Consider the following 24,980-nt stretch of genomic DNA (forward strand, 5'->3'; position numbering starts at 1 on the left):
GCCGGGAGGGCGGCCGCGCCGCCACCGTTCGCCGACATCGGCCAGACGCCGACCGTCCTGAAGATCAGCGCACCGTTTCGCAGAAGACCCCATGACCGATTCGACAGCCCCCGACGCCGGCCTGCCCACCCGCGACTATTCGCAGACCCTGTTCCTGCCCAAGACCGAGTTCCCCATGCGGGCCGGCCTGCCGGTGCGCGAGCCCCTCCTCCTGGAGCGCTGGGCCGCCATCGACCTCTACGGCCGTATCAGGATGAAGGCCGCCGGACGCCCGAAATTCGTGCTCCACGATGGTCCGCCCTACGCCAACGGCAACATCCATATCGGCACGGCGCTCAACAAGATCCTGAAGGACGTCATCGTCCGCTCGCAGGGCGCGCTCGGCTACGACGCCAATTACGTGCCGGGCTGGGACTGCCACGGCCTGCCGATCGAGTGGAAGATCGAGGAGCAGTACCGCGCCAAGGGCCGCAACAAGGACGACGTACCGGTCCTCGAATTCCGCCAGGAGTGCAGGGCCTTCGCCGGTCAGTGGCTCGATACGCAGCGGACCGAGTTCAAGCGCCTCGGCGTCACCGGCGACTGGGACCACCCCTACGCGACCATGACCTTCCCGGCGGAGGCCACGATCGCGCGCGAACTCATGACCTTCTCCATGACCGGCCAGCTCTATCGCGGCTCGAAGCCGGTGATGTGGTCGGTGGTGGAGAAGACGGCGCTGGCGGAAGCCGAGGTCGAGTACGAGGACCATGTCAGCGATACGATTTTCGCGGCGTTCCGGCTCACCGCTGGGGCACCGGATGATCTGGCCGCTTCGCGCGTCGTGATCTGGACGACCACGCCCTGGACCATGCCGGGCAACCGCGCCGTGGCCTATTCGAAGCGGGTGGCCTACGGCCTCTACCGCGTCACCGCGGCGGCCGAGGACAACTGGGCCAAGACCGGCGACACCTACCTCCTCGCCGATACCCTGGCCGCCGGGGTCTTCGCCTCGGCCCGCGTGGAGGCGTTCGAGCGCGTCCGTGACGTGTCGGCCTCAGAGCTTGCCGGCCTGACCCTCTCGCATCCGCTCGCTGGCCACACCGCCGGCTACGACTTCCAGGTTCCGCTTCTCGAGGGCGACCACGTCACCGACGAGGCCGGCACCGGCTTCGTCCATACGGCGCCGGGCCATGGCCGCGAAGATTTCGAGGTGTGGATGGCCAATGGCCGCGCGCTCACCCAGCGCGGCATCGACACCCGCATCCCCTACACCGTCGATGCCGATGGGGCGCTCACCGAGGAGGCCCCCGGTTTCACGGGAAAACTCGTCCTGACGCCGAAGGGCGACAAGGGCGACGCCAACAAGGCGGTGATCGCCGCCCTGACGGAGGCCGGCACCCTGGTGGCGCGCGGCACGCTCAAGCACAGCTACCCGCACTCCTGGCGCTCGAAGAAGCCGGTGATCTTCCGCAACACGCCGCAATGGTTCATCGCGCTGGACAAGCCGGTGGAGTCCCTCGGTGAGAGGACGCTGCGCGAGGTGGCGCTCACATCCATCGACGAGACGCGGTGGGTACCATCACAGGGCAAGAACCGCATCAACGGTATGGTCGCCAATCGGCCCGACTGGGTGGTGTCGCGCCAGCGCGCCTGGGGCGTGCCGATCACCGTCTTCGTGAAGAAGGGCACCAGCGAGATCCTGCGCGACGAGGCCGTGAATGCCCGCATCGCCGAAGCCTTCCTGGCCGAAGGCGCCGACGCCTGGTTCACCGATCGGGACGGCGCCCGCTTCCTCGCGCCGGATCACGACCCGGCGGAGTATGAGAAAGTGACGGACGTCCTCGACGTCTGGTTCGATTCGGGCTCGACCCACGCTTTCGTTCTCGACGACCCGGACCAGTTCCCCGGCCTCTCCGGCGTGGTGCGTAAACGCGACGGCGGCCGGGACACGGTGATGTATCTCGAAGGCTCCGACCAGCATCGCGGCTGGTTCCAGTCGTCGCTTCTGGAATCCGCCGGCACACGGGGACGCGCGCCCTACGACATCGTCCTCACCCACGGGTTCGTCCTCGACCCCAAGGGTCTGAAGATGTCGAAGTCGAAGGGCAACGTCGTCGCGCCGCAGAGCGTCATCAAGGATTCGGGCGCCGACATCCTGCGCCTCTGGGTGGCGGCCTCCGATTACGCCGACGACCTGCGCATCGGCCCGGAGATCATCAAGACCTTCGCCGAGACCTACCGTAAGCTGCGCAATTCGCTGCGCTGGATGCTCGGCTCGCTGGCGCATTACGAGGCGGGCGAACCCGTGCATCATGCCGACTTGCCCGAGCTGGAGCGGCTGATCCTGCATCGCCTCTGCGAACTCGACGGCGAGATCCGCGAGGCATACGCCACTTTCGACACCAAGCGGGTGGTGGCGCTCCTCAACGGCTTCATGACCGGCGACCTCTCGGCTTTCTATTTCGACGTGAGGAAGGACGCGCTCTACTGCGACCCGATCTCGTCGCAGGTCCGCCGCGCCGCGCTGCAGGTCATCGACGAAACCTTCCGCCGGGTGACGATCTGGCTCGCCCCCGTCCTCGCTTTCACGGCGGAGGAAGCCTGGCTCGACCGTTACCCGTCGGATGTCGACTCCGTCCATCTCGAGACGCTGCCCGAGACTCCCGCCTCCTGGCGGAATGCCGCCCTCACGGAGCGCTGGCAGAAGATCCGCCGGGTGCGCCGCGTGGTCACCGGCGCCCTTGAGATCGAGCGCGCGGCCAAGCGCATCGGCGCCAGCCTCGAGGCGGCACCGACCGTCTTCGTCTCCGATTCCGATCTGCTCTCCGCCCTCGACGGGATCGATTTCTCGGAAGTCTGCATCACCTCCGGCATCACGATCGTCGACGGGGAGGGGCCGGAAGAGGCCTTCCGAATCGATGAGGTGCGCGGCGTGGCCGTGGTCTCCGGACCGGCCAAGGGCCGCAAATGTGCCCGGTCGTGGCGCGTCTCCGAGACGGTCGGCTCCGATCCCGATTACCCGGACGTGACACCCCGCGACGCCCAGGCGCTGCGGGAATGGGACGCGCTGCACGCCGCGTCGGGCGTGGCGTGAACGCTTCGCGATCCGACACGGGCCTTCCCTCCCCCCACTTGGGGGGAGGGGAAGGCGCCGGCATGCCCCCCTTCCGCCTCGGCCTCCTTATCCTTCTCGCCACCCTCGTCCTCGATCAGGCCTCCAAGCTCTGGCTCTATTTCGGCACCGATCTGGTGCTGACGCAGCCCTGGCATCTGACCGGCTTCGCGGATGTCGTCGTCGTCTGGAATCGGGGCATCTCCTACGGCCTGTTCCAGCAGGAGGGCGGCCTAGGCCGCTGGATCCTGGTGGCAGTCTCCGTGGCGGCCTCGATCGGGATGATCGCCTGGATGCGCCGTGCCTCGTCGGCGCTCCTGGCCGCCGCCCTCGGGCTCATCGCGGGCGGGGCGATCGGCAACGCCATCGACCGGGCAGCCTACGGTGCGGTGTTCGACTTCGTCCACCTCCATGCGGGCGCATGGTCCTGGTACGTGTTCAACATCGCCGACGCGGCCATCGTCGCCGGTGTCGTCGGCCTCCTCATCGACAGCCTGATCCCGGTCCGGCACCCTCGGGACGAAGCCCCTCCGGGCGGCCCCTGAAGATTCGTGCGGCTGTGATCCGTAAACCACATTGCGGATCGTTGTGGCCGGGAGGCTGGTGCGCTGCGGTCAAGGCGCCATACGTTCGCCTGAAACCGCCGTCAGGCCACGAGGGCAAGACCGGCATCGACCGACACTGACACGCGCCAGCACGTTCCGGGCAGGCACGCATTCGAGCTGGCGCACTCTGCGGGCCGGCGCAATTTGGGGGCAGCATGATCGGGCATCGCGGGTTCATTCTCGGCTTTACCGGACTTCTCGCGGCGAGCGGCGCCCAGGCGCAGCAGGGCGTGTTCATGCGCGACACCCTGAGCAGCATCGGCCTGATCGAGCCCGAGAAGCCGGCCATCACCTATCGTGAGCGGGCGCCCCTGGTGATGCCGCCCAAGCTCGACGGCAAGGCGCTGCCGCCGCCGCGTGCCGCCACTGCCACGCCGCAATGGCCCAAGGATCCCGAGATCGTCCAGCGCGACCGTGAACTCGCCGACGCGAAGAAGCCGATCTCCCGCGGAGCGCAGGGGCGGATGAACGACAACAACATGACGCTTTCGCTCGACGAGATGCGCGGCGGCCGACGCGCCGATGCCAGCGTGCGCACCGAGCCGGGCCGTCCCGAGAGCGACGGCGCCTCGTCGTCGATCTGGAGCCCCTTCGACATCTTCGGCAAGCGCGAGGACAAGGCCCAGCCCATTCTCGCTGAGCCCGATCGCGATACCCTCACCGACCCGCCGAACGGGTACCGCAAGGCCCCGAAGGCGGTCGCCCGCAACAACAGCGACCCCATCAATAATCCCTCGCGCGAGCGTGAGGAAGCCGATCCGGGTGCCTACATCCGGGGTCGCTAGCCGAGTTCCGCGAGGAGCCCGCGGACGGTCCCATCGCTCGTAGAGGAGATGGCCCCGTCCCGCTGGATCCCGCACCCACCCCCGGCGCCCGAAGGGTATCGGTACGGGATTTGCCCTGACCTCGGCCTGCGGATTCGTGGCATCCGAGGCGTGCGCTAAGGGGCATTGCGTTCATGACGGGCGGTCACGCATGGCCGACGTATCAAGGAAAAGACGATGCATCTGTTGCGGAAGGATACGCCCGGGTTCTCGCTCAACCGCCGCTACGGCCATGCCGGCCGGGCCGAGGCCGCGCCGTTCGGGCGGTCCGAGGCCGGTGGCCCCGAAGTCTCCGCCTTTGCCCTCGATAACGGCCTCGATGTCGTCGTGGTGCCCGATCACCGCGCGCCGGTGGTGACGCACATGGTGTGGTACCGCAACGGTTCGGCCGACGATCCGATCGGGCAGTCCGGCATCGCGCACTTTCTCGAACACCTGATGTTCAAGGGCACGGAGAAGCATCCGGTCGGCGCCTTCTCGCAGGCCGTGTCCGGCCTCGGCGGCCAGGAGAACGCCTTCACCTCCTACGATTACACCGCCTATTTCCAGCGCGTCGCCCGCGACCATCTCAAGACCATGATGGAGTTCGAGGCCGACCGCATGACCGGTCTCGTCCTCGAGGATGCCGTGGTGGCGCCGGAGCGCGACGTGGTGCTGGAAGAGCGCCGCATGCGGGTGGAGACCGACCCGTCGGCCCAGCTCTCCGAGGCCATGGCCGCCTCGCTGTTCGTGCATCACCCCTACGGCACGCCGATCATCGGCTGGATGCACGAAATCGAGGATCTCAACCGCACCCACGCCCTCGACTATTACAACCGCTTCTACACCCCTGAGAACGCCATCCTGGTCGTGGCCGGTGACGTGACGCCCGACGAGGTCCGGCGGCTCGCCGACGACACCTACGGGCTCGTGACGCCGCGCGGCGCCCGGCCGGTGCGGGTGCGCGCCAAGGAGCCCGAGCCCCGCGCGCTCCGCCGGCTCAGCGTCGTCGATCCGAAGGTGGAACAGCCGACCCTGCAGCGGCTCTATCTCACCCCCTCCTGCATGACCGCCCGCGACGGCGAGTGCCACGCCCTGGAACTGCTGGCCGAGGTGATGGGCGGCGGCTCCACGTCCTTCCTCTACCGCAAACTGGTGATGGAGCTCGGCGTCGCCGTGAATGCCGGCGCCTGGTACATGGGCTCGGCCATCGACGACACGCGCTTCTCGGTCTACGCCATCCCCGCCGAGGGCGTGAGCCTGGAGCGCCTGGAGGACGAGGTCGACCGCGTCCTGCGCCGCGTCCCCTCCGAGGCCCTGGGTCCGGAGGCCATCGAACGGGCCAAGACCAGGCTCGTCGCCGAAACGGTCTATTCCTCCGACAGCCAGTCGTCGCTGGCCCGTATCTACGGCTCGGCGCTCGCCATCGGCGAGAGCATCGAGGAGGTCCGCCGCTGGCCCTCCGACATCGAGGGCGTGACGCGGGATCGCCTCGCCGCCGTGGCCGAGCGCTACCTGATCCCCGCCCGCTCCGTCACCGGATACCTGACCAAGACGCGCGATCCCGACGCCGCCGTTGCGTGAGGCGACCCTCACGCACGATCCCGCTGATCCCGGCCCGGGCGCCCAGAAGAAGAATGAGGTTCTCATGAACTCGGTCGAAGCCAATCTGGTCGATACCACCGCCCGCAGCGCGAACGCCCCCACGCTGGCGCTTCCGGTGGCCGCCGCCGCCGGCATCGAGGCCTGGCACGTGGAATCGCCCGTGGTGCCGATGATCGCCCTCGCCTTCACCTTCGAGGGGGGGGCGGCTCAGGATCCCGAAGGCAAGGGCGGCGTGGCGCAGATGCTGGCGCGCCTCCTCGACGAGGGCGCCGGCGACCTCTCCTCCGACGCCTTCCAGGAGCGTCTGGCCGCGCGGGCCATCGAATTGTCGTTCCATGCCGGCGCCGACGCGGTGGGCGGCTCCCTCAAGATGCTGGTCAAGCACGCCGACGAGGCCATCGACCTCCTCGCCCTGGCGCTCGCCAAGCCGCGCTTCGATCCCGACGCCATCGAGCGCGTGCGCGCCCAGACGCTGGCCGGCCTGCGCTACCAGCAGAACGATCCGGGCGTGATGGCCTCACGCCGCTTCTTCGCCGAAGCCTATGCCGGCCATCCCTATGCCCGTCCCTCGTCCGGCACGCCGGAGAGCATCGCGGCCATCACCCGCGACGACCTCGTGGCGATGCACCGGCGGATCATCGGCCGCGGCGGTCTGAAAGTGGCGGCCGTCGGCGCCATCGATGCCGACCGTCTGGCCGATGCCCTCAACCGCGCCTTCGGTGTCCTCGACGAGGCCGGACCGCTGAACGCCGTGCCGCAGACCCAGGTCGGCCAGCTCGGGCGCCGCGTCGTCGTCGATATCGACGTGCCGCAATCGGTCCTGCGCTTCGGCATGGGCGGCGTGCCGTGGAAGGACCCGGATTTCATCCCCGCCTATGTGCTCAACCACATCCTCGGCGGCGGCTCCTTCACCTCGCGCCTGTTCCAGGAAGTGCGCGAGAAGCGTGGGCTGGCCTATTCGGTCGGCACCTCCCTCGTCAGCCACCGCGCCAGCGCCATGACCTGGGGCTACACCGCCACCAAGAACGAGCGCGTCGGCGAAGCCCTGTCGGTGATCGGCGACGAGATCGGCCGGCTCATCAGCGACGGCCCATCCGACGAGGAGCTTCAGAAGGCCAAGGATTACCTCACCGGCTCCTATGCGCTCGGCTTCGACACCTCGACCAAGATCGCGCACCAGCTCGTGCAGATCTCCTTCGAGGGGCTGGGGATGGACTACTTCGCCCGCCGCAACGAGATGGTGACGAACGTGACCCAGGCGGACATCCGCCGCGCCGGTGCCCGCACCTTCGCCGACGGCAAGATGCTGGTGGTGGCCGCGGGGCGCCCCACGGATTTCCTGTAGGATTCGGACGCTCCACGGGGTCCCAGCGACACCCAATCAGACCGATAGGGCGAGCCGCTCGGCCGCCCGGCGCAGGTCGTCCGCCGGCACCGCTCCGTAGCGTTCCTCGAACGTCCGTTGCGCCCGCTCCCAGAAAGGCCGCGCCTCCTCGACACGTTTTTGGCCGGCCTCCGTGAGGGTGAGTGAGCGCGTGCGGCCGTCCCGTCCCGGACCGGCGGCGATGAGACCGTCCCGGGTGAGCGGATGCAGGGCGCGGCCCATCGTAGTGCGGTCCATCACCATGATGTCGGCAAAGCCGTTGATGGAGATCGGCCCGACACGGCCGAGACCGCGCAACAGACCGTACTGGCTGGTGCGCAGGCCGGTCGGCGCGAGATGCTGGTCGTAATGCTGAGTCAGCCGGCGCGACGCCTGGCGAAGGGCGAGGCAGTGGCACGGTGACACCGGTGCCGGACGGTCCATCGCGAAAAGTCCTCGAGGAATGGGTCACGGGGTCTGCGGACGACGCGCTTGTGTAAAGCGTGCATATGCGCCTAAGCAAGGGTCGACCGCGTCGCGGTGCCGGGCATGCCCGCCCGGTGATCCCACCGAACCAGCATGCGGAACCCGAAGAGGCCGTATGACCATCACCGCTCCCTTCGGGTCGTTGTCGAACGCCGTTGCCGCGCCGCTTGCCCGCCGCAACGTCCATTACGGCTGGGTCGTCGCCGGCGTCACCTTCCTCACCATGCTGGTGACGGCCGGCGCCGTTGGCGCACCGGGCGTGCTGATCCTGCCCTTGCAGAAGGAGTTCGGCTGGGACACGGCGACGATCTCCTCGGCGCTGGCCGTGCGCTTCGTCCTGTTCGGATTGATGGGGCCTTTCGCGGCCCAGCTGATGAACCGCTACGGCCCGCGCCGCATCGTGCTCCTGGCGCTTCTGCTCATCGTCGGGGGGCTCCTCACCTCCCTGTTCATGAGCGAGGTCTGGCAGCTGGTCATGCTCTGGGGCGTCGTCGTCGGCATCGGCACGGGGCTCACCGCCCTGGTACTCGGCGCCACCATCGCGACCCGCTGGTTCTCGCGCTCGCGCGGCCTCGTGGTCGGTCTCCTCACCGCCAGTTCGGCCACCGGCCAGCTCATCGTGCTGCCGCTCCTCGCCGCCCTCACCGAACATCTCGGCTGGCGCGCCGCACTCCTGGTGATCTGCGGGCTGCTGCTCACGGCGGGGCTCGCCGTCACGGCGCTGTTGCGGGACCGGCCGGAGGACATGGATCTGGCCCCCTATGGCGAGACCGCAGTTACCGGTACCGCTCCGCCGCCGGTCGTGAGCGGCTCCGCCCTCGGAGCCCTGGCGGAGGCGTCGCGCACGGGTGTGTTCTGGGTGCTCTTCGCCACGTTCTTCATCTGCGGGGCCAGCACCAACGGGCTGATCCAGACCCACTTCATCCCCCTCTGCGCCGATTACGGCATCGGCCCGGTCCAGGGGGCGAGCGTGCTGGCGGCGATGGGCGTGTTCGACTTCATCGGCACGGTGGCGTCGGGCTGGCTCTCCGACCGCTACGACAACCGCTGGCTCCTGTTCTGGTATTACGGCCTGCGCGGCCTCTCGCTGATGTTCCTGCCGTTCTCCGACTTCTCCTTCGTCGGCCTGTCTGTCTTCGCCGCTTTCTATGGGCTCGACTGGATCGCCACGGTGCCGCCCACCGTGCGGCTCACCGCCGCCCGGTTCGGGCGCGAGAAGGCGAACCTCGTCTTCGGCTGGGTGTTCGCGGGTCACCAGCTCGGGGCCGCCACCATCGCCTACGGCGCCGGCCTGTCACGCACCGCCCTGTCGAGCTACCTGCCGGCCTTCTTCGCCGCCGGCGCCCTGTGCATCCTCGCCGCCATCCTGGTCCTGACCCTGTCCCGTCCGGGAGACCGGCCGGACGCATCGCCCGCCGCCCTGCCGGTCCGGGGGTAGGGATGCACGGGTCACAGGATCTGCAGCCGGGTGTGCGGCCCGAGGCGCCGCAGTAGCCGGACGAGGTCGCCTCGCTTCACCGCGACGCAGCCCTCCGTCGGCAGGTATCCCGCCCGTGCCACATGGAGGAAGATCGCCGAGCCGCGCCCCGGCCGGATCGGCTGGCGGTTGTAGTCGAGATCGACGACGAGGTCGTAGAGACCGTCCTCCCGCCACATCCGCTCCGCGCTGACACCGGGGGCGGGTAGGACGATCGGCCGGTTGTAGCGCCGGTCGCGCGGGTCGTCGCACCAGCCGTCGTTCTGTCGCGTCCGGCGCAGAGCCAGCGCGGTGCGGGGGCGGGCCCCGAAATGGTCCGGGCGATAGGCCCCGGCCCGCAGGCGGAAGACGCCCCGCGGGGACAGGCCGTCTCCTTCGCGCTTGACCTGACCGATGCCGGAGCGGCCGAGCGCGCAGGGAATGACCGCATTGGCGGCGAGAATCTGCCCGCGAGTGGGATCACTCACCAGCCGGCGGACGCGGATGCGAGAGAGGGTCAAACGGATCATGTCGGCCTTATCGACCGGACAGACCGGCCCGAGCCAGTCCATTCCTGAGGCGGCGATGCGCGACGACGGCACCCATGCGAAACTTTTTCGGGGGTCGAACCGTCACGGACGTGCATACTCCGCCTCCGGCGCGCCCTCGTTCAAGGTTCTGACATAAACCCGCCATCACTCTGCTGTGTAGGCTCGCGGCCGACGAAGCGGTCGTCTCTCAAGTTTTCGGGATCGGCCCGTTCGGGCACATCCCTGTTGCGTGTGAAAGTATCCCCGGCCGATGTCGACCACCCATCGCCTTCTCGTCTGCGACGACGACGAGTCCCTGCGCGAAACCTTGATCGAACAACTCGACCTGTACGAGGAGTTCGTGACCGTCAGCGCGGAGGACGGGAAATCCGCCCTCGCCCGCGTGGCCGAGGATCGGATCGATCTCGCGATCATGGATGTCGGCCTGCCGGACATGGATGGGCGCGAAGCGGTGCGGACCATGCGCCGCAACGGTTATCGCGGCCCGGTCATCATGCTGAGCGCGCAGGATTCGGAAGAAGACACGGTGGAGGGCCTGGAAGCGGGCGCCAACGATTATGTCGCCAAGCCGTTCAAGTTCGCGGTGCTCCTCGCGCGCATCCGCGCGCATCTGCGCAGCCACGAGGCCAGCGAGGACGCCGTCTTCCAGATTGGCCCCTACACCTTCCGCCCCGGCGCCAAGCTCCTCATCTGTGAGCGTGGCTCGAAGCTGAAGCTCACCGAGAAGGAGACGGCGATCCTGCGCTTCCTCTACCGCGCCGGCCGCGAGGTGGTGGGCCGCGACACGTTGCTGGCCGAAGTCTGGGGCTACAACGCGCAGGTCACCACGCATACGCTGGAGACCCACATCTACCGCCTGCGCCAGAAGATCGAGCCGAACCCGGCCGTCACCGCCATCCTCGTGACGGAAGGCGGCGGCTACAAGCTGCTGCCCTGAGGATCAGGCGGCCGCATTCGGCGCATCACCGCCGGATGTGTGGAAGGCGGCGATTTCCCGAATCAGGTCGCGTTGCTGCTCGATGACGAGATCGGACAAGATTTCGTCGTCGTTCCCATCGATGACCGACAGCAGGCGGATATCCGGATATCGGCCCTCGAAGAAGACGAGGACCTCGGATTGCGCATAGGGATCGTTCGGATCCAGGCAGAAGTGATTGGACACCGGAATTTCCGTCTTCGTCGCCCTCGGGAGACGCGTCTATCCACCGGTTTCATGACATCCGTTTGATCGACGCTCCGTCCCTGCGCGGGCGCGGCGCCGGATTTCCCCCCTCGCCCGCCTTCGGCTAAGGCTAGCTCCTCCGGAGGGACGCCTCCGTCTTGAGGGAGCGGACGGCATTGGGGCTCGACGACGACATCGCGATCCTGGCGGCGGCCCCCCTGTTCAGCTTCATGGCGCGGGACGCCCTGAGGCTGCTCTCCTTTGCCGCTGAGCGTCGCAGCCTGACGCCGGGGGACGTGCTGTTCGCCCGCAACGAGCGCAGCGATGGCGGATACGTCGTCATGTCCGGAACGGTCGAACTGGCGCCGCGTGGCGCCGGTGCCGAGCCCGTCAGGGTCGGCCGCTCCGCCCTGATCGGGCAGATGGCGCTGTTCCTGCGCGGCGAGCGCCCCACCGATGCCCATGCCGTCACGGCGGCGGAGGTCGTCCGCATCACGCCCACGCTGATGCGCCGGGTGCTCGAGGAATTTCCCGATGCGGCCGAGGCGATCCATGCCGCCCTTCATGACGACCTCGGCACGTTGATCGAGGATCTCGACGGCGTGCGCGCCAGGATCGACGCCATCTGACATCGTATCGTCCTCTCGCCGGACGCACGATCTGGCAAAACCTGCCGGGACGGGCCAAAAGTCTTCCGTCCCTCAACACTCTTCCGGGAAGTGCTCATGCGCGCCGCCGTGGTTCTCTGCCTCGCTCTCCTGCCCGCCGCCCCCGCCCTGGCGGCATCCCCCTGCGAGGAACTCTGGGGCGAGCGCAACGCGGTCTATGCGGAGGCCGGCTACTGCTTCAAGACGCAGCGGGCGATCTCGGCCTTCGGCAACGTCAATTGCCGCTTCTCCGACATCCGCGACGTCCCGCTCTCCGCCCGCGACCGGGCGAAGGTCGGCGAGATCGTGCGGGAAGAAAGCCGTAACGGCTGCCGCGAGTGAGCCCACGCCTCGCCTGACGCGCCGAGGTGACAGGCCGGGCCGCCTTTTGTAAGCACGGCCCTTCCCCCTAACCGACCGGAACGCCACCATGTCCCACGCCGATCTCTCCACCACCATCGAGACCGCCTGGGAGGAGCGTGCCGGCATCGACGTCTCGACCAAGGGTGCCGTGCGCGACGCCGTAGACGAGGCCCTCGATCTCCTCGACTCCGGCAAGGCCCGCGTGGCCGAGAAAGTCGGCGAGGAATGGCAGGTCAACCAGTGGCTCAAGAAGGCGGTGCTGCTGTCCTTCCGCCTCAACGACATGGAGATCATCCATGGCGGACCCGATGGCGCCAATTGGTGGGACAAGGTGCCCTCGAAGTTCGAGGGCTGGAAGAAGAAGCATTTTCGCGAGGCCGGCTTCCGGGCCGTGCCCGGCTGCTTCGTGCGGCGCGGCTCCTACATCGCGCCCGGCGCCGTGCTGATGCCCTCCTTCATCAATCTCGGCGCCCATGTGGGTGAGGGCACGATGGTGGATACCTGGGTGACGATCGGCTCCTGCGCGCAGGTGGGGAAGAACTGCCACATCTCCGGCGGTGCCGGCATCGCCGGAGTGCTCGAGCCGCTCCAGGCCAACCCGGTCATCATCGAGGACAATTGCTTCATCGGCGCCCGCGCCGAGGTGGCCGAGGGCGTGATCGTCGGTGAGGGCAGCGTGCTCTCCATGGGCGTCTATATCGGCGCCTCCACGAAGATCATCGACCGGTCCACGGGCGAGGTCATGTACGGCCGCGTGCCGCCCTATTCGGTGGTGGTCTCGGGCACGACGCCCGGCAAGGACCTGCCCGACGGTACGCCCGGTCCCGGCCTCTACTGCGCCGTCATCGTCAAGCGCGTCGATGCCGGCACCCGCTCCAAGACCGCCATCAACGAGCTGCTTCGGACCTGAGACGCGCTCACACCCGATTCGATCGGCACTCTCCTCTTTCCCGCCGCGGAAAGAGGAGAGGCGGGCGCTCCTCATCGGCCCTGGCGCGACACAGGGCCGACCTGTGCGGCAGCGACCGGCGCGTTAGATCTTCCGTCCGATACAGACCGTCCCGGATGAGGCGTTGCCAGCGATGATCGAGCCTGCCCACTCCACCCGTGGCTTTCAGCTCGACGTGCTGGAGCGCAAGGTCCCGACTCCCTGCGACATCGTCGGGAGCGGCCCGGCGGCCCTGCTCCTGCCGGCCCTGTCGTCGATCTCGGCACGGGCGGAGATGCGGCCCCTCGCCAAGATTCTGGGCCACGACTACCGTTGCCTCATTCCCGACTGGCCCGGCTTCGGCAACCATCCGCGGTCCCGCATCGCCATGGAGCCGGAGACCTTCCACGCCTTCATGGATTCTCTGCTCGCGGCATTGCCCGGCCCCTACGCCATCGGCATCGCGGCGGGTCATGCGGGCCCCTATCTCGTGGCGGCCGCACGGCGGCATCCAGGTGTGTTCGACCAGCTCGTCCTCATTGCACCCACCTGGCGTGGGCCGCTGCCCACCGCTCTGGGCGACTCGCGCCGCGGCTGGCTCTCGGGCATCCGCAAGGCCATCGAACTTCCGCTGCTGGGCGAGGCGCTCTACCGCATCAACATCAGTCCTCCGATCATCGGCCGGATGATGCGCGCGCATGTCTATGCCGATCCGGACCACGTCACGCCCGGCATCATCGCCGACAAACACGCCGTGACGCTGCAGCCGGGGGGCCGTTTCGGCACGGCGGCCTTCGTCACCGGAGGGCTCGATCCGTTCAAGGTCCGCAAGGACTTTCTCGCCCTGATCGAGGCGGACGGACTTCCGCCGATCCTGGTTTTGCGTCCGGAGCGTGCACCCCGCCGGTCCGGCGCCGAGATGGACGCTCTCATCGCCGCCGGCCATGTGGCCAAGGCTTCGGTTCCGGGGGCCTTGAGTCCGCATGAGGAATATCCGGGAGAGGTCGCCGCCGCGATCCTCGCCGGCATCCGATAGGGGTCTCGTGCGCGGACCTGCGGGCAAACCTGTTACGGATCGGCGAAATGTCATGCGCTCAGGGTGCCATACGAGTGTCGTTCAGGAACCCTATGGCTCCCCTATCGCTTGCCATTCCCGACGCATTTCACCCTGAGCCGCCGCCATGTATTCTTTGTTTCCCGCTCTCGCGTCGCTCGCCTTCACGTCCTGCGCCCTGATGGCGGCTCCTGCCTCGGCGCAGGCACCCGCGCCGAACACGGCCGACAGCAAAGCCACGAGCGGAAAGCCTCGTTCGGCGCCGGCCGTCGCCACGACGCCGTTGACGCCGGAGATGCCGGCACGCGCGCCCTATCTGTCCGACGCCACCGCGCCCGATACGGTCGCGATCCTGCCCCCGCCGCCGCGGGGACAATCGGCGGCGGAGACGGCGGACAAGACCATCTTCGCAGGGACCCGCGCCCTGAAGGGCAGCGCGCGCTGGGAACTCGCCACGGCGGATGTGGCGGACGGCCCCTCGGCCATACTCGATGATTTCGCCTGCGTGCTCGGCCGCAAGATCGATCAGTCCCGCTCCCCGGCACTGATGACCCTGCTCGAACGCACCCGCCTCGATATCGGCCGGGCCACCCGCCCGCTCAAGGAGCATTACCGTCGCCTGCGGCCCTTCGTCGGCAACGAGGCCGAGATCTGCGTGGCGCGCACCCGCGAGCTCGGCGACGCCTTCAGCTTCCCGTCCAGCCACGCGACTCAAGGGTGGGCCTACGCGTCCATCCTCGCCGCACTGGTGCCGGAGAAAGCGACACAGTTCTTCGTCCGCGGCAAGGCCTACGGTGAGAACCGCATCGTCTGCGGCGTGCATTGGGCCAGCGACGTGGAAGCCGGCCGCACGACGGCCAGCGTCGTCGTCAGCGCGCTCCAGGGCGATCCGGGCTTCCGCGCGGATCTCGAGAAGGCGCGGGCGGAGATCGGCAAGAACCTGTCGCAGGAAGGCTCGCCGCCGGACGCGGCGATCTGTGCCCGCGAGACCTCGGCCCTGCGCGAACCCATCCTGTAGACGGCTACGGGGGCGCGGCGGCGGCCGAGGCCCTGAGCGCGGGTCACGCCGGGCGCGCCCCGACACACCCACCAAGCCCCTTCGATCTTGCCAAAACGAAGAAAGGCCCGACCGTTGATCCCGGTCGGGCCTTTCTTCGTTTTCCCGTGAAACGGAAGGGAAGGGGGTTACGCCCTTACCCCGCCGTCGTCTTGTTCCGTCTCCGGCGTCGGGCGAGGAGATTGAGTGCCTCGACGCCGGCCGAGAAGGCCATGGCGGTGTAGATGTAGCCCTTCGGCACGTGGGCGCCGAAACCTTCCGCGATCAGCGTCATGCCGATCATGATGAGGAAGCCGAGCGCCAGCATCACCACGGTGGGGTTGGCATCGATGAAGCGCGCCAGCGGGTCGGCCGCCAGCAGCATGACGGTGACGGCGGTGATGACGGCGATCACCATGATCGGCACGTGATCGGTCATGCCCACCGCCGTGATGATGCTGTCGATGGAAAAGACGAGGTCGAGGACGAGAATCTGCCCGACGGCGGCGGCGAAGCTCAGCACCACCGGGGAGGACGCATCCTCGTGGCCGTCATCGGGATCGACGGTCTCGTGGATCTCCTTCGTCGCCTTCCACAAGAGGAACAGGCCGCCGCCGATGAGGATCATGTCCCGCCAGGAGAAGGCCTTGCCGAAGATCTCGAAGACCGGCTGCGTCAGGTGGACGATGTAGGCGACGGTGCCGAGCAGGCCGAGACGCAGGACCAGCGCGAGGCCGATGCCGATGCGGCGGGCCTTGGTCTGCTGATGGGCCGGCAGCTTGTTGGTGAGGATCGAGATGAAGATCAGATTGTCGATGCCGAGCACCACCTCCATCACGATGAGGGTGGCGAGCGCCACCCAGGCGGTCGGGTCTGCGGCGAGTTGAAGAAGGGAATCCACGGGGAGAGAACCTCGAACGTCGTCAGGTCGGAAAGCGGCGGAAGATCAGGACGCGGCGGGGATGATGCCGGGGCGGTCGGCGGGTTCCGGCGCATAGATCCGGATGGCCTTCGGCACGACCTTGAAATGGGCCGGCGTGTAGGTGGAGAGTTCCCCGTCGGTGTTCACCGGCCGAGGCTTCTTCGTCTTCACCACGATCTCGGTGGTGTTGAAGGCGCGCACGTCGGCGGCCTTGCCCTGGGTGCCCCGCCTGAGGGCCGGCAGCAGCGCGATGAGCCGCCACCAATGCGTGACCTCCAGGCTGTAGAAATCGAGCTTGCCGTCATCGACGGTGGCGGTCTCCTCCACGGTCATCCCGCCGCCGTAATGGCGGCCGTTGCCCACCGAGACCTGGATCGTGGTGATGGTCTCGGTCAGCCCGTCATGTTCGAGATAGACCGTGAAGGGACGCACCCGCCGCAGGACGCGCAGGGCGGCGATGGCATAACCGAGCGTGCCCCACTTCTTCTTCGATTCCGCGGTGAGATCACCGGCGAGGTCGGCCGAAAATCCGATGCTCGCCACGTTGAAATAGTAGCGGCCGTTGACCCAGCCGAGGTCCACCGCCTGGGGCTTGGCCGTGCCGATGAGCTCGGCCGCCTCCACCGGGTCGGTGGGCAGGCCGAGGGAACGGGCGAGGTCGTTGGCGGTGCCGAGCGGCAGGATGCCCAGCGGCAGACCGGTCTCCACCAGGGCCGGCGCCGCCGAGTTCATGGTGCCGTCGCCGCCGCCGAGGATGACGAGATCGCACTCCTTTGCATGGCGCTTGATCACCGCCGTGCAATCGGGATCGCCCGGCGGCTCGAACGGCTCGATGCCGGCGGCACGTAAGGCATCCCGCACGGCATCGAGGGAGAACGAGCCGTTCCGGGCGTTCGGGTTGACGAGAAGAAGAGCCCGGCGGGCGGAGGCGGCGCTCACGAGGCGGCCTCCGGAAAGCGGCATCTCGAGATGCGGCATGAGATCATCGCAACAACCACGTGTTTCAGAACCCCCCGGTGCGTTCGCGCCGCGTCAGCGCAAAGGCAGAGAAGGAGTCCGACATCGCGGCCGACGCCTCGGCCGCCAGAGGGGCCCGGACCCGTCAAGCTCTCCAGAGGTGGGCGCTTCCACGCCGATGGCAAGAGGCAATATTCTGGAGGCAGGCCGGTTGCGGTAAGATGGTCACGCGCAACCTCGGCGGACGCCGATCGCAGATGGCTGGGAACAGCGGGCATAGCGCGGGGAACGGTGCCCGATCGAAACCGCCTGGCAATGCCGTGTGCTAAGCAGGTTTAGCAAAAGTGGTCACCGGTTTTGCGTCCCAGAACCTGCAACACTCCAAAGGCCTAGGCGAGGTGAAGCGTTGGTGTTCCAACGCGAACCCGCACAGGTCTCGTGCGTCGACGCGACCCCGTCGCGAACGGCCCGCCTCGACGCGGGCAACCGAACGCCCGACCTTGACGTTTCCTTCCGGCCGGACGCTGTCATGCGGTCGTGCCCACCCTCCACGTCGCTCGCGACAGCGGTGAGATGCCATGCGCTACGGATTGTTCTCCACTTGCTCGGCGGCCCTCCTCGGGGCTCTGATGTCCACTGGTAGCGCCGGGGCACAGGGCCGTCCGGCCTGGGTCGATCCTCCTGCCAAGGCCGATACGAAGCCCGAACCGAAGGGCGACGCGAAGCCCGCCTCCCCCCAGGCCGTGCAGGAGGCGCCCCAGGCGAGCCCGGCCCAGGCGGCGAAACCCGAGACCACGCCGAGTGCCGCCTCCGTCGCGGAGAGGAGCGCGGAGGTACCGCGGCGCTCCCGTCGCGGCAGCCGCCACGCCGAGGCCGGGATCAGGCATTCCCCACGCCGCCTCTCGCAGGTTCCGCCGAACGCCCTCCCCCTCACCGTCTCCCCGGGCGCACCATCCCCGAGCATGGCGATGGCCTCCGAGGACCGCTTTCCCGAATGGGCGCGCAAGGCCCAGAGGCTGAACGAGGAGTATCTCGACGCGATCTCCCAGCCCGGCGACGGCATGGTCGCCGCCGCACCGCGTTTCTATGCCGAGTCCGTGCGCTTCCACGGTCGCACCCTGTCGCTGGCCGCGGTGATGGCGGAGAAGCGCCGCTTCGTCCGACGCTGGCCGGACCGCCGCTACGTGCTGCAGGACGGGTCCCCGCGCACGGCCTGCAGCGTCGGCACGAGCAGTTGCATCGTGCGCTCCACCTTCGATTTCCGGGCGGCGAATCCGAGGAACGGTGCCCGCTCGCAGGGCGTGGCGGAACTGACCTTGGAAATCTCTTTCGCCGGACCGCGCCCGGTGATCGTATCCGAGTCGAGCCGTGTCCTGCGCCGCTTCGCACCGGGACCGCTGAGCGCCGCCGCATCGACACGGCCCGGTGCCTGAGACACAGTCGAACCGATGATCGCGACCGCAGCCAAGACACGCGCGACGAACACGTCACGCGCATCCGACAAGACATCCCCGACGACGGTGTCCGACGAGGCCGAAGCTTCGACCATCGTCGCCGCGCGTGCGGCACGGGAATCGGTCCGGTCGATGATCGAAGCGGAGATCCGCCGCCAGGACGCGTTTCCGGTGGCTCGCCGGACGCTGCAGCTCCTGGCCGAGGCCGTGGTCGAGCCCGCCGCCGAGCCGCCCTTCTACAGGGTCGTCGATCGCACCGGGGCACCGCGAGAGGGTGAGACCGGCCCACTGACCCTGGAGGACCTGTTCGCCGAGTTGCGGGAGCGCCATGGCGCTCTCTTCGTGCCGGTGCCGCCGAAACCCGTGGTGGAGGCGCCGCCCGAGCCCACGGCGTCGGACGACATCAAGGCGGCGACGGCGCGGTTCGTGGAATCGCAGTCGGAACGAGCCCGCTCGGTGATGGCCCGCTCGGCCGCCATGGGAAGGTCGGCCGCGGCCACCGTCTCGGCGAGTCTGGCGGGCACGCTGAGCACCATCCGTCACTCCCTGGCGGATCGCCCCACCGGCGGGCAGGGCTCGAGCCCGCTACCGAGCTTGCGCGAACGCGGCATGCGCATCGGTGCCTCGTTCGGCGACAGGGCCCGCGAGACGGTCGCCATCGCCCGTGAGCGTCTCTCGGGCCTCGCCGCCGGGGATGGCGCGGCCTCTCCCTCGGCAACGCCGGTCCAGGGAGGGCAACCGGCCCGCTGGCCCGGGCTCGTCGCCCGCGCCGGCGACCGGCTGCGCCGCCTTGGCCGGGATGACGGTACGATCCTGACCCGGCCGGGCACGCTCGTCGCAGGCGTGGGCCTGCTCGGCGGCCTCGCCCTCGTCCTGCTTCTCACCCATGGCGGCGGGGACGACAGGCCGGCCTCCACCCCCGATGCGGAGGCTCCCCGGCAGGAGGCGAAGGCGCAGGATCCGGCCCAGGCGACACCGCCGCCCCAGTCCCAGCCGGCGCAGAACCGGCCCTCCACCATGGCCAATCCGCGCGAAACGGTGTCCCCGACGGCGCCCCCCGGCATTCCCGCCGAGGAGCCGAGCCCACCCTCGGCGGAGGAGAGCCGGACGAAGCCGGCGGAGCCGTCCAACGCCATCACCGGCAAGACGGAGGTGATCGACACCGCGACCCTGCGCGTCGGCGGCAAGCTCGTGCGCCTGTTCGGCGTGGAATGGGTCCGCGGCGGACAGCCGGAGGAACTGACGCGCTACCTCGCGGGTCGCGCGGTGACCTGCCAGCCCGTGGCTGGAAGTGCCGCCTATCTCTGCGCGGTGGAAGGCCGCGACCTGTCGGAAGTCGTGCTCTTCAACGGCGGAGGCCGCGCCTCATCGGAAGCCACCCCCGATCTCGTCGCCGCCGAGGACCGTGCGCGGACGGAGCGTCTGGGGGTCTGGGCACGCTGACGCGAGGACGATTCACCTTGCATAGGGGCAGACGCTCGGCCTCAATGTCCCTTCCGAAAAGGCAGTGGGGACAGGCATGGATCTCTCGATCGGGTTGAGCGTGGTGGCGGTGGCGCTCGTCGTTCTCGTGGTCGTCACCCTCGCCATCGGCATCAACATCATCCCGCAGGGCCACGTCTATACGGTGGAGCGGTTCGGCCGGTACTCCCGCACCCTCGAATCCGGGCTCGGTCTCATCGCCCCCTATATCGAGCGCATCGGCCGGCGCGTGAACGTCATGGAACAGGTCATCGAGGTACCGAGCCAGGAGGCCTTCACCCGCGACAATGCGGGGGTGAAGATCGACGCGGTGGTGTTCTACCAAGTCCTCGACGCGGCCAAGGCCTCCTACGAGATCTCGAATCTCGAAACCGCGATGATGACGCTGACGATGACCAACATCCGCACCGTCGTCGGCTCGATGGACCTCGACCAGCTGCTGTCCCACCGCGACGAGATCAACGAACGCCTGCTCCATGTCATGGATGCGGCCTCCTCGCCCTGGGGGGTGAAGATGACCCGGATCGAGATCAAGGACATCCTGCCCCCCGCCGATCTCGCCGGCGCCATGGCGCGCCAGATGAAGGCCGAGCGCGAGAAGCGCGCCTCCGTCCTCGAAGCCGAGGGCCATCGTCAGGCCGATATCCTGCGCGCGGAAGGCCGCAAGCAATCCGCCATCCTCGAAGCCGAAGGGCGGCGCGAAGCCGCGTTCCGCGATGCGGAGGGCCGTGAGCGCAGCGCCGAGGCCGAGGCCCGCGCCACGAGCCTCATCAGCGAGGCCATTTCACAAGGCGACCTCGCGGCGGCGAACTTCCTGGTGGCCGAGAAATACGTGGACGCGATCAAGGCGCTGGCCACCGCGCCCAACCAGCGGGTGGTGGTGGTGCCGATCGAGGCGGCGTCCCTCGCCGGTACCCTCGGTGGCATTGCCGAGATCACCCGCGGTGTGTTCGGCGAGGGCGCGACGCAGCAGAGAAAGAGTTCCGGCCTACCGCCGAAGGTCGGCCCGAGCGGGGGAGGGGCCGCGTGATCGTCGATGGCGTGACGGCGCTGGGGCCGGTCTGGACCTGGATCCTGATCGGGCTGGTCCTGATGGGAGCGGAACTCGCGATTTCGGGCGTGTTCCTGGTCTGGCTCGGCACGGCGGCCATGGTCACGGGGCTCGAAGTCGCCGTGGTGCCGATGCCGTGGCAGGCGCAGATCGTCCTGTTCGCCGTCCTGTCGGTGGGACTCGTCGTGCTCGCGCAGAAGCGGATGACCGGGCGTCCCAACAGCCTCAACCGAGGCGCGCAGGGCCTGATCGGCCGGGAATTCCACCTCGACGCCGCGATCGCGAACGGGCTCGGACGGATCAGGGTCAATGACACGCTGTGGCGCGTCTCCGGTCCCGATGCACCGGCCGGTACACGCATCCGGGTCACCGGGATCGACGGAACCGTGCTCACCGTGACGACGGCCTGACGGAAGTAGGATACCGGAGGGGCGGAGGCCCCTCCGGCTTCGTGACGAGCGCGTTCAGGCGACGCTGATATCGACCTGGATGTTGCCGCGGGTGGCGTGGGAATAGGGGCACACCACATCGGCGCGCTTCACCAGATCCTCGGCCTTGTCCCGCTCGATGCCCGGCAGGGTGGCCTTCAGGGTGACGACGAGACCGAAGCCCTCGCCGTCGTCACGCGGGCCGATGCCGACGGAGGACTCGACCTTGGCGTCCTCGGGGATCTTCACCTTGTCCTTGGCGGCCACGAACTTGATCGCGCCGAGGAAGCAGGCGGCATAACCCGTGGCGAAGAGCTGCTCGGGATTGGTGCCGTTGCCGCCACCGCCGCCCAGTTCCTTCGGCGTCACCAGGGTGACGTCGACGGCCTTGTCGTCGGTGGAGGCGGAGCCTTCACGGCCGCCGGTGGCATGGGCGTGAGCGGTGTAGAGTGCCTTCATGGTCGGTCATCCTGCTTGAGATCGAAGGGGGTCGCGTCGAGGAAAGATGGTCTCACAGAAGAACGGGGAAACCCGTCCGACGGAGGGAAACGTCCGCCATCACGAGATCCGGCTGAAAACCGAAACCGAATTGTGCGCAACTGATATTCCGTATCGCATCAAACCGGATTGCGCGCAACCATGATGCGGGAATCCCGTGAACGCTGGTGACCATTCCGCATTATCAATTAGATAGGGTGGTTGGGCCGGACCCGACACCGGACGCGACCAACATGAGGGAGGCCCCAGGAATGGCAGGCCGACGTATCACGCAAGCAGATGCCATCGACGACGTCGTGACCCCGGGTCGGGGCGTCGACGGTCAGCTGTGCTTTGCGGTCTATTCGGCGGCCCACGCCTTCGGTCGAGCCTACCGGGCGCTCCTGTCCGCCCACGACCTCACCTATCCGCAATACCTGGTCCTTCTCGTCCTCTGGGAACAGGAAGGGCTGACGGTGAAAGAGATCGGAACCCAGCTGTTCCTCGATTCCGGAACGCTCACGCCTCTGCTGAAGCGGCTGGAGGCGTCGGGCCATGTCCGCCGGGCCCGCGACCGGGCCGACGAGCGCCAGGTCAGCATCTTCCTGACGCCAAAGGGGCGCGAGCTCGAGGGACGGATGGATTGCGTCCCCGGTCTCGCGGGAGCCCTGACCGGGATGTCGGAAGACGGACGCCGAGCGCTCCTCGACTCGCTGGTGATGCTGCGGGGAGCGCTCCACGACAACGTGGCCGGCGCCAACGAGGAATCTCCGACCTCCAAGTAACCGTTTCAAGGGAACCGTCACCCGGCGGCTTTGATCACGCAAAAGGCCGCCCCTGAGCGAACAGGGACGGCCTCCATCGATGGGACGCTGCCGTTTCCAAAGGCTCGAAGCCGCGACCGCCGTGATCGGCTACGGCTTCGGTCCCTCAGGACGTGGACTTGAGATCAGGACTTGGACTTGAGATAGGCGATGAGGTCGGCGATCTTCTTGTCGTCCTTCAGGCCCGGATAGACCATCTTGGTGCCGGGCACCTTGGCCTTGGGATCCTTGAGCCATTCCTTCAGGTTCGCATCATCCCAGGTGATCCCGGAATTCTTCAGGGCAGCCGAGAAGCTGTAGCCGTCATGGCCCTCGCCGGCCTTCTCGCCGTAGACGCCCTTGAGGCTCGGACCGACGCCGTTCTTCTCGAAGTTGTGGCAGGCCTTGCAGGCCGAGAACACTTTCTCGCCGGCTGCCGCGTCGCCGGCTTCCTGGGCCTGTGCGGAGAGCGGAAGCATCAGAGCGAGCGCGGCGCCGAGGATGAGGTGACGCATTGTATTTTTTCCTCCGTTGGGCGGCATGAGCCAGCCGAGCTTATGGCAGAGCTTTTGGTTTTAGAACAGATCGAGACTGGGAACGTTCCAAACTCGCCTAGGGTCCGTGCGGCGAAACGAAGCCCAAAACCGGCCTTTCCGCCCTCCGGAAACGTCGACGCATCCGATCCTGATGCATCGAAACCGGTTATCGTTTAGATGTCTTCCAATTCCATTGTCCTGAACGGTTCACGGCTCGTTTTTAGTCCTTCCAAGCTGAGCGGTGGCTGAAGACAGGTCGATGCGTCGAGGAGCGCCCGCCCATGTCGATCGCCTTTCCCGTGCCCGACCCCGACATTCTCGCCCGCCGCGAGACGATCATCGCCGGCCTGCGGCCGCTCGTCGCGGCCGAGGCGTTGATCGTCACCGAGGACGAGCGCCGCGCTTTTGAGACCGACGGCCTGACCGCCTATCGCAAGATGCCGCTGGCTGTGGTCCTGCCCTCGACCACCGCCGAGGTCTCCGCCGTGATGGCCTATTGCCACGCCAACGGCGTGCGGGTGGTGGCGCGCGGCGCCGGCACATCCCTCGCCGGCGGGGCGATCGCCCAGGAAGACGCGATCATCCTCGGTGTCGCCAAGATGACCCGCGTCCTCGACGTGGATTTCGAGAACCGCGTCGCTCGGGTCGAGTCGGGCCTGACCAACCTCGCCATTTCGGGCGCCGTCAGCCACGAGGGGTTCTTCTACGCGCCCGACCCGTCGAGCCAGCTCGCCTGCACCATCGCGGGCAACATCGCGATGAATTCGGGCGGCGCGCATTGCCTGAAATACGGCGTGACCACCAACAACCTTCTGGGCGTCACCCTGGTGATGAACGACGGCACCGTGGCCGAGATCGGCGGGGCGCATCTCGACAGCGCCGGCTACGACCTCCTCGGCCTGATCTGCGGCTCGGAGGGTCAGCTCGGCATCGTCACCGAGGCGACGGTGCGTATCCTGCGCGCGGCCGAGGGCGCGCGCCCGGCCCTGGTGGGCTTCTCCTCGGTGGAGGATGCGGGCGCCTGCACCGCCGCCATCATCGCCGCCGGCATCATCCCCGTGGCCATGGAGTACATGGACCGTGAGGCGATCCTCATCACCGAGGATTTCGCCCAGGCCGGATATCCGCGCGACGCCGAAGCGATGCTGATCATCGAGGTCGAAGGCTCGGACGAGGAATGCGAGGCGATGCTGGCCCGGATCGAGGCCATCGCCCGCGACTACCGGCCCACCAGCATCCGCGTCTCGAAATCCGAAGCCGAGAGCGCCGCGATCTGGAAGGGGCGCAAATCCGCCTTCGGCGCCACGGGCCGCATCTCGGATTACATCTGCATGGACGGCACGATCCCCACCGGGCAATTGCCGCTGGTGCTGGAGCGCATCGGCACGATCTGCGCCGACAAGGGCCTTCGCGTCGCCAACGTGTTCCATGCGGGCGACGGCAACCTCCATCCCCTCATCCTGTTCGACATCAACACGCCGGGCGAATTGCAGAAGGCGGAGGCCGCGGGCGACGAGATCCTGAAGCTCTGCGTCGAGGTCGGCGGCTGCCTCACCGGCGAGCATGGTGTCGGCATCGAGAAGCGCGAGCTCATGCGCTTCCAGTACGCGCAGGTCGATCTCGACCAGCAGATGCGGGTCCGCAACGTGTTCGACCCGAAATGGCTTATGAACCCCGCCAAGGTGTTCCCGCTGGAGGGGCGCGTCGCCGCCTGAGG

At 68.1% G+C, this 24,980-nt stretch carries 25 protein-coding genes; 18 read left to right on the top strand and 7 right to left on the bottom strand.

Going from position 1 to position 24,980, the window contains the following annotated elements:
• Positions 1-91: 91 nt before the first annotated feature.
• From ileS to ASF08_RS19265, 5 genes are all read left to right on the top strand, one after another.
• Positions 92-3,076 carry an isoleucine--tRNA ligase gene (gene ileS / locus ASF08_RS19245; RefSeq protein WP_056148671.1) on the top strand — a complete coding sequence of 995 codons (2,985 nt, stop codon included), beginning with the start codon at positions 92-94 and terminating at the stop codon, positions 3,074-3,076.
• Between the two features lie 62 nt (positions 3,077-3,138).
• The gene (gene lspA, locus ASF08_RS19250; RefSeq protein WP_056148673.1) at positions 3,139-3,639 is read left to right on the top strand and encodes a signal peptidase II; all 501 of its coding nucleotides are present in this window, start codon (positions 3,139-3,141) and stop codon (positions 3,637-3,639) included.
• Between the two features lie 215 nt (positions 3,640-3,854).
• Positions 3,855-4,484, top strand: a complete 630-nt coding sequence (locus ASF08_RS19255; protein ID WP_018045879.1) for a hypothetical protein — start codon at positions 3,855-3,857, stop codon at positions 4,482-4,484.
• 216 nt (positions 4,485-4,700) lie between these two features.
• Entirely contained in the window at positions 4,701-6,086 is a 1,386-nt protein-coding gene (locus tag ASF08_RS19260) for a M16 family metallopeptidase (protein ID WP_018045880.1), read from the top strand.
• A 64-nt stretch (positions 6,087-6,150) separates the two neighbouring features.
• The gene (locus tag ASF08_RS19265; RefSeq protein ID WP_056148857.1) at positions 6,151-7,452 is read left to right on the top strand and encodes a M16 family metallopeptidase; all 1,302 of its coding nucleotides are present in this window, start codon (positions 6,151-6,153) and stop codon (positions 7,450-7,452) included.
• A 36-nt stretch (positions 7,453-7,488) separates the two neighbouring features.
• On the opposite strand, the gene ASF08_RS19270 is transcribed toward ASF08_RS19265, so the two are convergent.
• The gene (locus ASF08_RS19270; RefSeq protein WP_056148676.1) at positions 7,489-7,914 is read right to left on the bottom strand and encodes a MarR family winged helix-turn-helix transcriptional regulator; all 426 of its coding nucleotides are present in this window, start codon (positions 7,912-7,914) and stop codon (positions 7,489-7,491) included.
• Between the two features lie 157 nt (positions 7,915-8,071).
• On the opposite strand from ASF08_RS19270, the gene ASF08_RS19275 reads away from it, so the two are divergent.
• Positions 8,072-9,394, top strand: coding sequence for an MFS transporter (locus ASF08_RS19275; protein WP_056148679.1), 1,323 nt, complete (start codon positions 8,072-8,074; stop codon positions 9,392-9,394).
• A gap of 11 nt (positions 9,395-9,405) precedes the next feature.
• Here ASF08_RS19275 and ASF08_RS19280 read toward each other — a convergent pair whose 3' ends face one another.
• Positions 9,406-9,942, bottom strand: coding sequence for a L,D-transpeptidase family protein (locus ASF08_RS19280; RefSeq protein ID WP_056148859.1), 537 nt, complete (start codon positions 9,940-9,942; stop codon positions 9,406-9,408).
• A gap of 271 nt (positions 9,943-10,213) precedes the next feature.
• Between ASF08_RS19280 and ASF08_RS19285 the strand changes: the two genes are divergently transcribed.
• Positions 10,214-10,900: a response regulator transcription factor gene (locus tag ASF08_RS19285; protein ID WP_018045885.1), complete on the top strand. Its 687-nt coding sequence runs from the start codon at positions 10,214-10,216 to the stop codon at positions 10,898-10,900.
• A gap of 3 nt (positions 10,901-10,903) precedes the next feature.
• On the opposite strand, the gene ASF08_RS19290 is transcribed toward ASF08_RS19285, so the two are convergent.
• Positions 10,904-11,125 carry a hypothetical protein gene (locus ASF08_RS19290; RefSeq protein WP_018045886.1) on the bottom strand — a complete coding sequence of 74 codons (222 nt, stop codon included), beginning with the start codon at positions 11,123-11,125 and terminating at the stop codon, positions 10,904-10,906.
• Between the two features lie 176 nt (positions 11,126-11,301).
• Between ASF08_RS19290 and ASF08_RS19295 the strand changes: the two genes are divergently transcribed.
• The 5 genes from ASF08_RS19295 to ASF08_RS19315 all read left to right on the top strand — a co-directional run bounded on the left by ASF08_RS19295 (position 11,302) and on the right by ASF08_RS19315 (position 15,135).
• On the top strand, positions 11,302-11,754 hold the full coding sequence (locus tag ASF08_RS19295; RefSeq protein WP_056148680.1) for a cyclic nucleotide-binding domain-containing protein: 453 nt from the start codon (positions 11,302-11,304) through the stop codon (positions 11,752-11,754).
• A 96-nt stretch (positions 11,755-11,850) separates the two neighbouring features.
• Positions 11,851-12,114: a YARHG domain-containing protein gene (locus tag ASF08_RS19300; RefSeq protein ID WP_018045888.1), complete on the top strand. Its 264-nt coding sequence runs from the start codon at positions 11,851-11,853 to the stop codon at positions 12,112-12,114.
• A gap of 88 nt (positions 12,115-12,202) precedes the next feature.
• Positions 12,203-13,045, top strand: coding sequence for a 2,3,4,5-tetrahydropyridine-2,6-dicarboxylate N-succinyltransferase (gene dapD, locus ASF08_RS19305; RefSeq protein WP_018045889.1), 843 nt, complete (start codon positions 12,203-12,205; stop codon positions 13,043-13,045).
• 172 nt (positions 13,046-13,217) lie between these two features.
• Positions 13,218-14,099 carry an alpha/beta fold hydrolase gene (locus tag ASF08_RS19310; RefSeq protein ID WP_056148683.1) on the top strand — a complete coding sequence of 294 codons (882 nt, stop codon included), beginning with the start codon at positions 13,218-13,220 and terminating at the stop codon, positions 14,097-14,099.
• Between the two features lie 145 nt (positions 14,100-14,244).
• On the top strand, positions 14,245-15,135 hold the full coding sequence (locus ASF08_RS19315; RefSeq protein WP_018045891.1) for an acid phosphatase: 891 nt from the start codon (positions 14,245-14,247) through the stop codon (positions 15,133-15,135).
• A 175-nt stretch (positions 15,136-15,310) separates the two neighbouring features.
• Here the strand turns inward: ASF08_RS19315 and ASF08_RS19320 are convergent, their stop codons facing one another.
• Positions 15,311-16,054, bottom strand: coding sequence for a TerC family protein (locus ASF08_RS19320; protein ID WP_018045892.1), 744 nt, complete (start codon positions 16,052-16,054; stop codon positions 15,311-15,313).
• A gap of 45 nt (positions 16,055-16,099) precedes the next feature.
• The gene (locus ASF08_RS19325) at positions 16,100-17,053 is read right to left on the bottom strand and encodes a lipid kinase (RefSeq protein ID WP_244474584.1); all 954 of its coding nucleotides are present in this window, start codon (positions 17,051-17,053) and stop codon (positions 16,100-16,102) included.
• A 608-nt stretch (positions 17,054-17,661) separates the two neighbouring features.
• On the opposite strand from ASF08_RS19325, the gene ASF08_RS19330 reads away from it, so the two are divergent.
• The 4 genes from ASF08_RS19330 (at position 17,662) to ASF08_RS19345 (ending at position 21,429) form a co-directional block, all read left to right on the top strand.
• Positions 17,662-18,465, top strand: coding sequence for a hypothetical protein (locus ASF08_RS19330; RefSeq protein WP_238254230.1), 804 nt, complete (start codon positions 17,662-17,664; stop codon positions 18,463-18,465).
• 15 nt (positions 18,466-18,480) lie between these two features.
• The gene (locus ASF08_RS19335) at positions 18,481-19,929 is read left to right on the top strand and encodes a hypothetical protein (RefSeq protein ID WP_056148688.1); all 1,449 of its coding nucleotides are present in this window, start codon (positions 18,481-18,483) and stop codon (positions 19,927-19,929) included.
• Between the two features lie 76 nt (positions 19,930-20,005).
• A complete protein-coding gene (locus ASF08_RS19340; RefSeq protein ID WP_018045896.1) occupies positions 20,006-20,998 on the top strand; it encodes an SPFH domain-containing protein in 993 nt (330 codons plus the stop codon).
• Entirely contained in the window at positions 20,995-21,429 is a 435-nt protein-coding gene (locus tag ASF08_RS19345) for an NfeD family protein (protein ID WP_056148690.1), read from the top strand. The genes ASF08_RS19340 and ASF08_RS19345 overlap by 4 nt, the downstream gene beginning before the upstream one ends.
• Before the next feature lie 54 nt (positions 21,430-21,483).
• Here the strand turns inward: ASF08_RS19345 and ASF08_RS19350 are convergent, their stop codons facing one another.
• A complete protein-coding gene (locus ASF08_RS19350) occupies positions 21,484-21,906 on the bottom strand; it encodes an organic hydroperoxide resistance protein (RefSeq protein ID WP_056148692.1) in 423 nt (140 codons plus the stop codon).
• Between the two features lie 290 nt (positions 21,907-22,196).
• On the opposite strand from ASF08_RS19350, the gene ASF08_RS19355 reads away from it, so the two are divergent.
• The gene (locus ASF08_RS19355) at positions 22,197-22,709 is read left to right on the top strand and encodes a MarR family winged helix-turn-helix transcriptional regulator (protein ID WP_018045899.1); all 513 of its coding nucleotides are present in this window, start codon (positions 22,197-22,199) and stop codon (positions 22,707-22,709) included.
• A gap of 164 nt (positions 22,710-22,873) precedes the next feature.
• On the opposite strand, the gene ASF08_RS19360 is transcribed toward ASF08_RS19355, so the two are convergent.
• The gene (locus tag ASF08_RS19360) at positions 22,874-23,242 is read right to left on the bottom strand and encodes a c-type cytochrome (protein ID WP_018045900.1); all 369 of its coding nucleotides are present in this window, start codon (positions 23,240-23,242) and stop codon (positions 22,874-22,876) included.
• 302 nt (positions 23,243-23,544) lie between these two features.
• On the opposite strand from ASF08_RS19360, the gene ASF08_RS19365 reads away from it, so the two are divergent.
• Complete coding sequence (locus ASF08_RS19365) at positions 23,545-24,978, top strand: FAD-linked oxidase C-terminal domain-containing protein (protein WP_056148695.1); 1,434 nt, start codon at positions 23,545-23,547, stop codon at positions 24,976-24,978.
• The last annotated feature ends 2 nt before the right edge of the window (positions 24,979-24,980 follow it).

This window comes from Methylobacterium sp. Leaf85, from assembly GCF_001422125.1.
GTDB lineage: Bacteria > Pseudomonadota > Alphaproteobacteria > Rhizobiales > Beijerinckiaceae > Methylobacterium > Methylobacterium bullatum.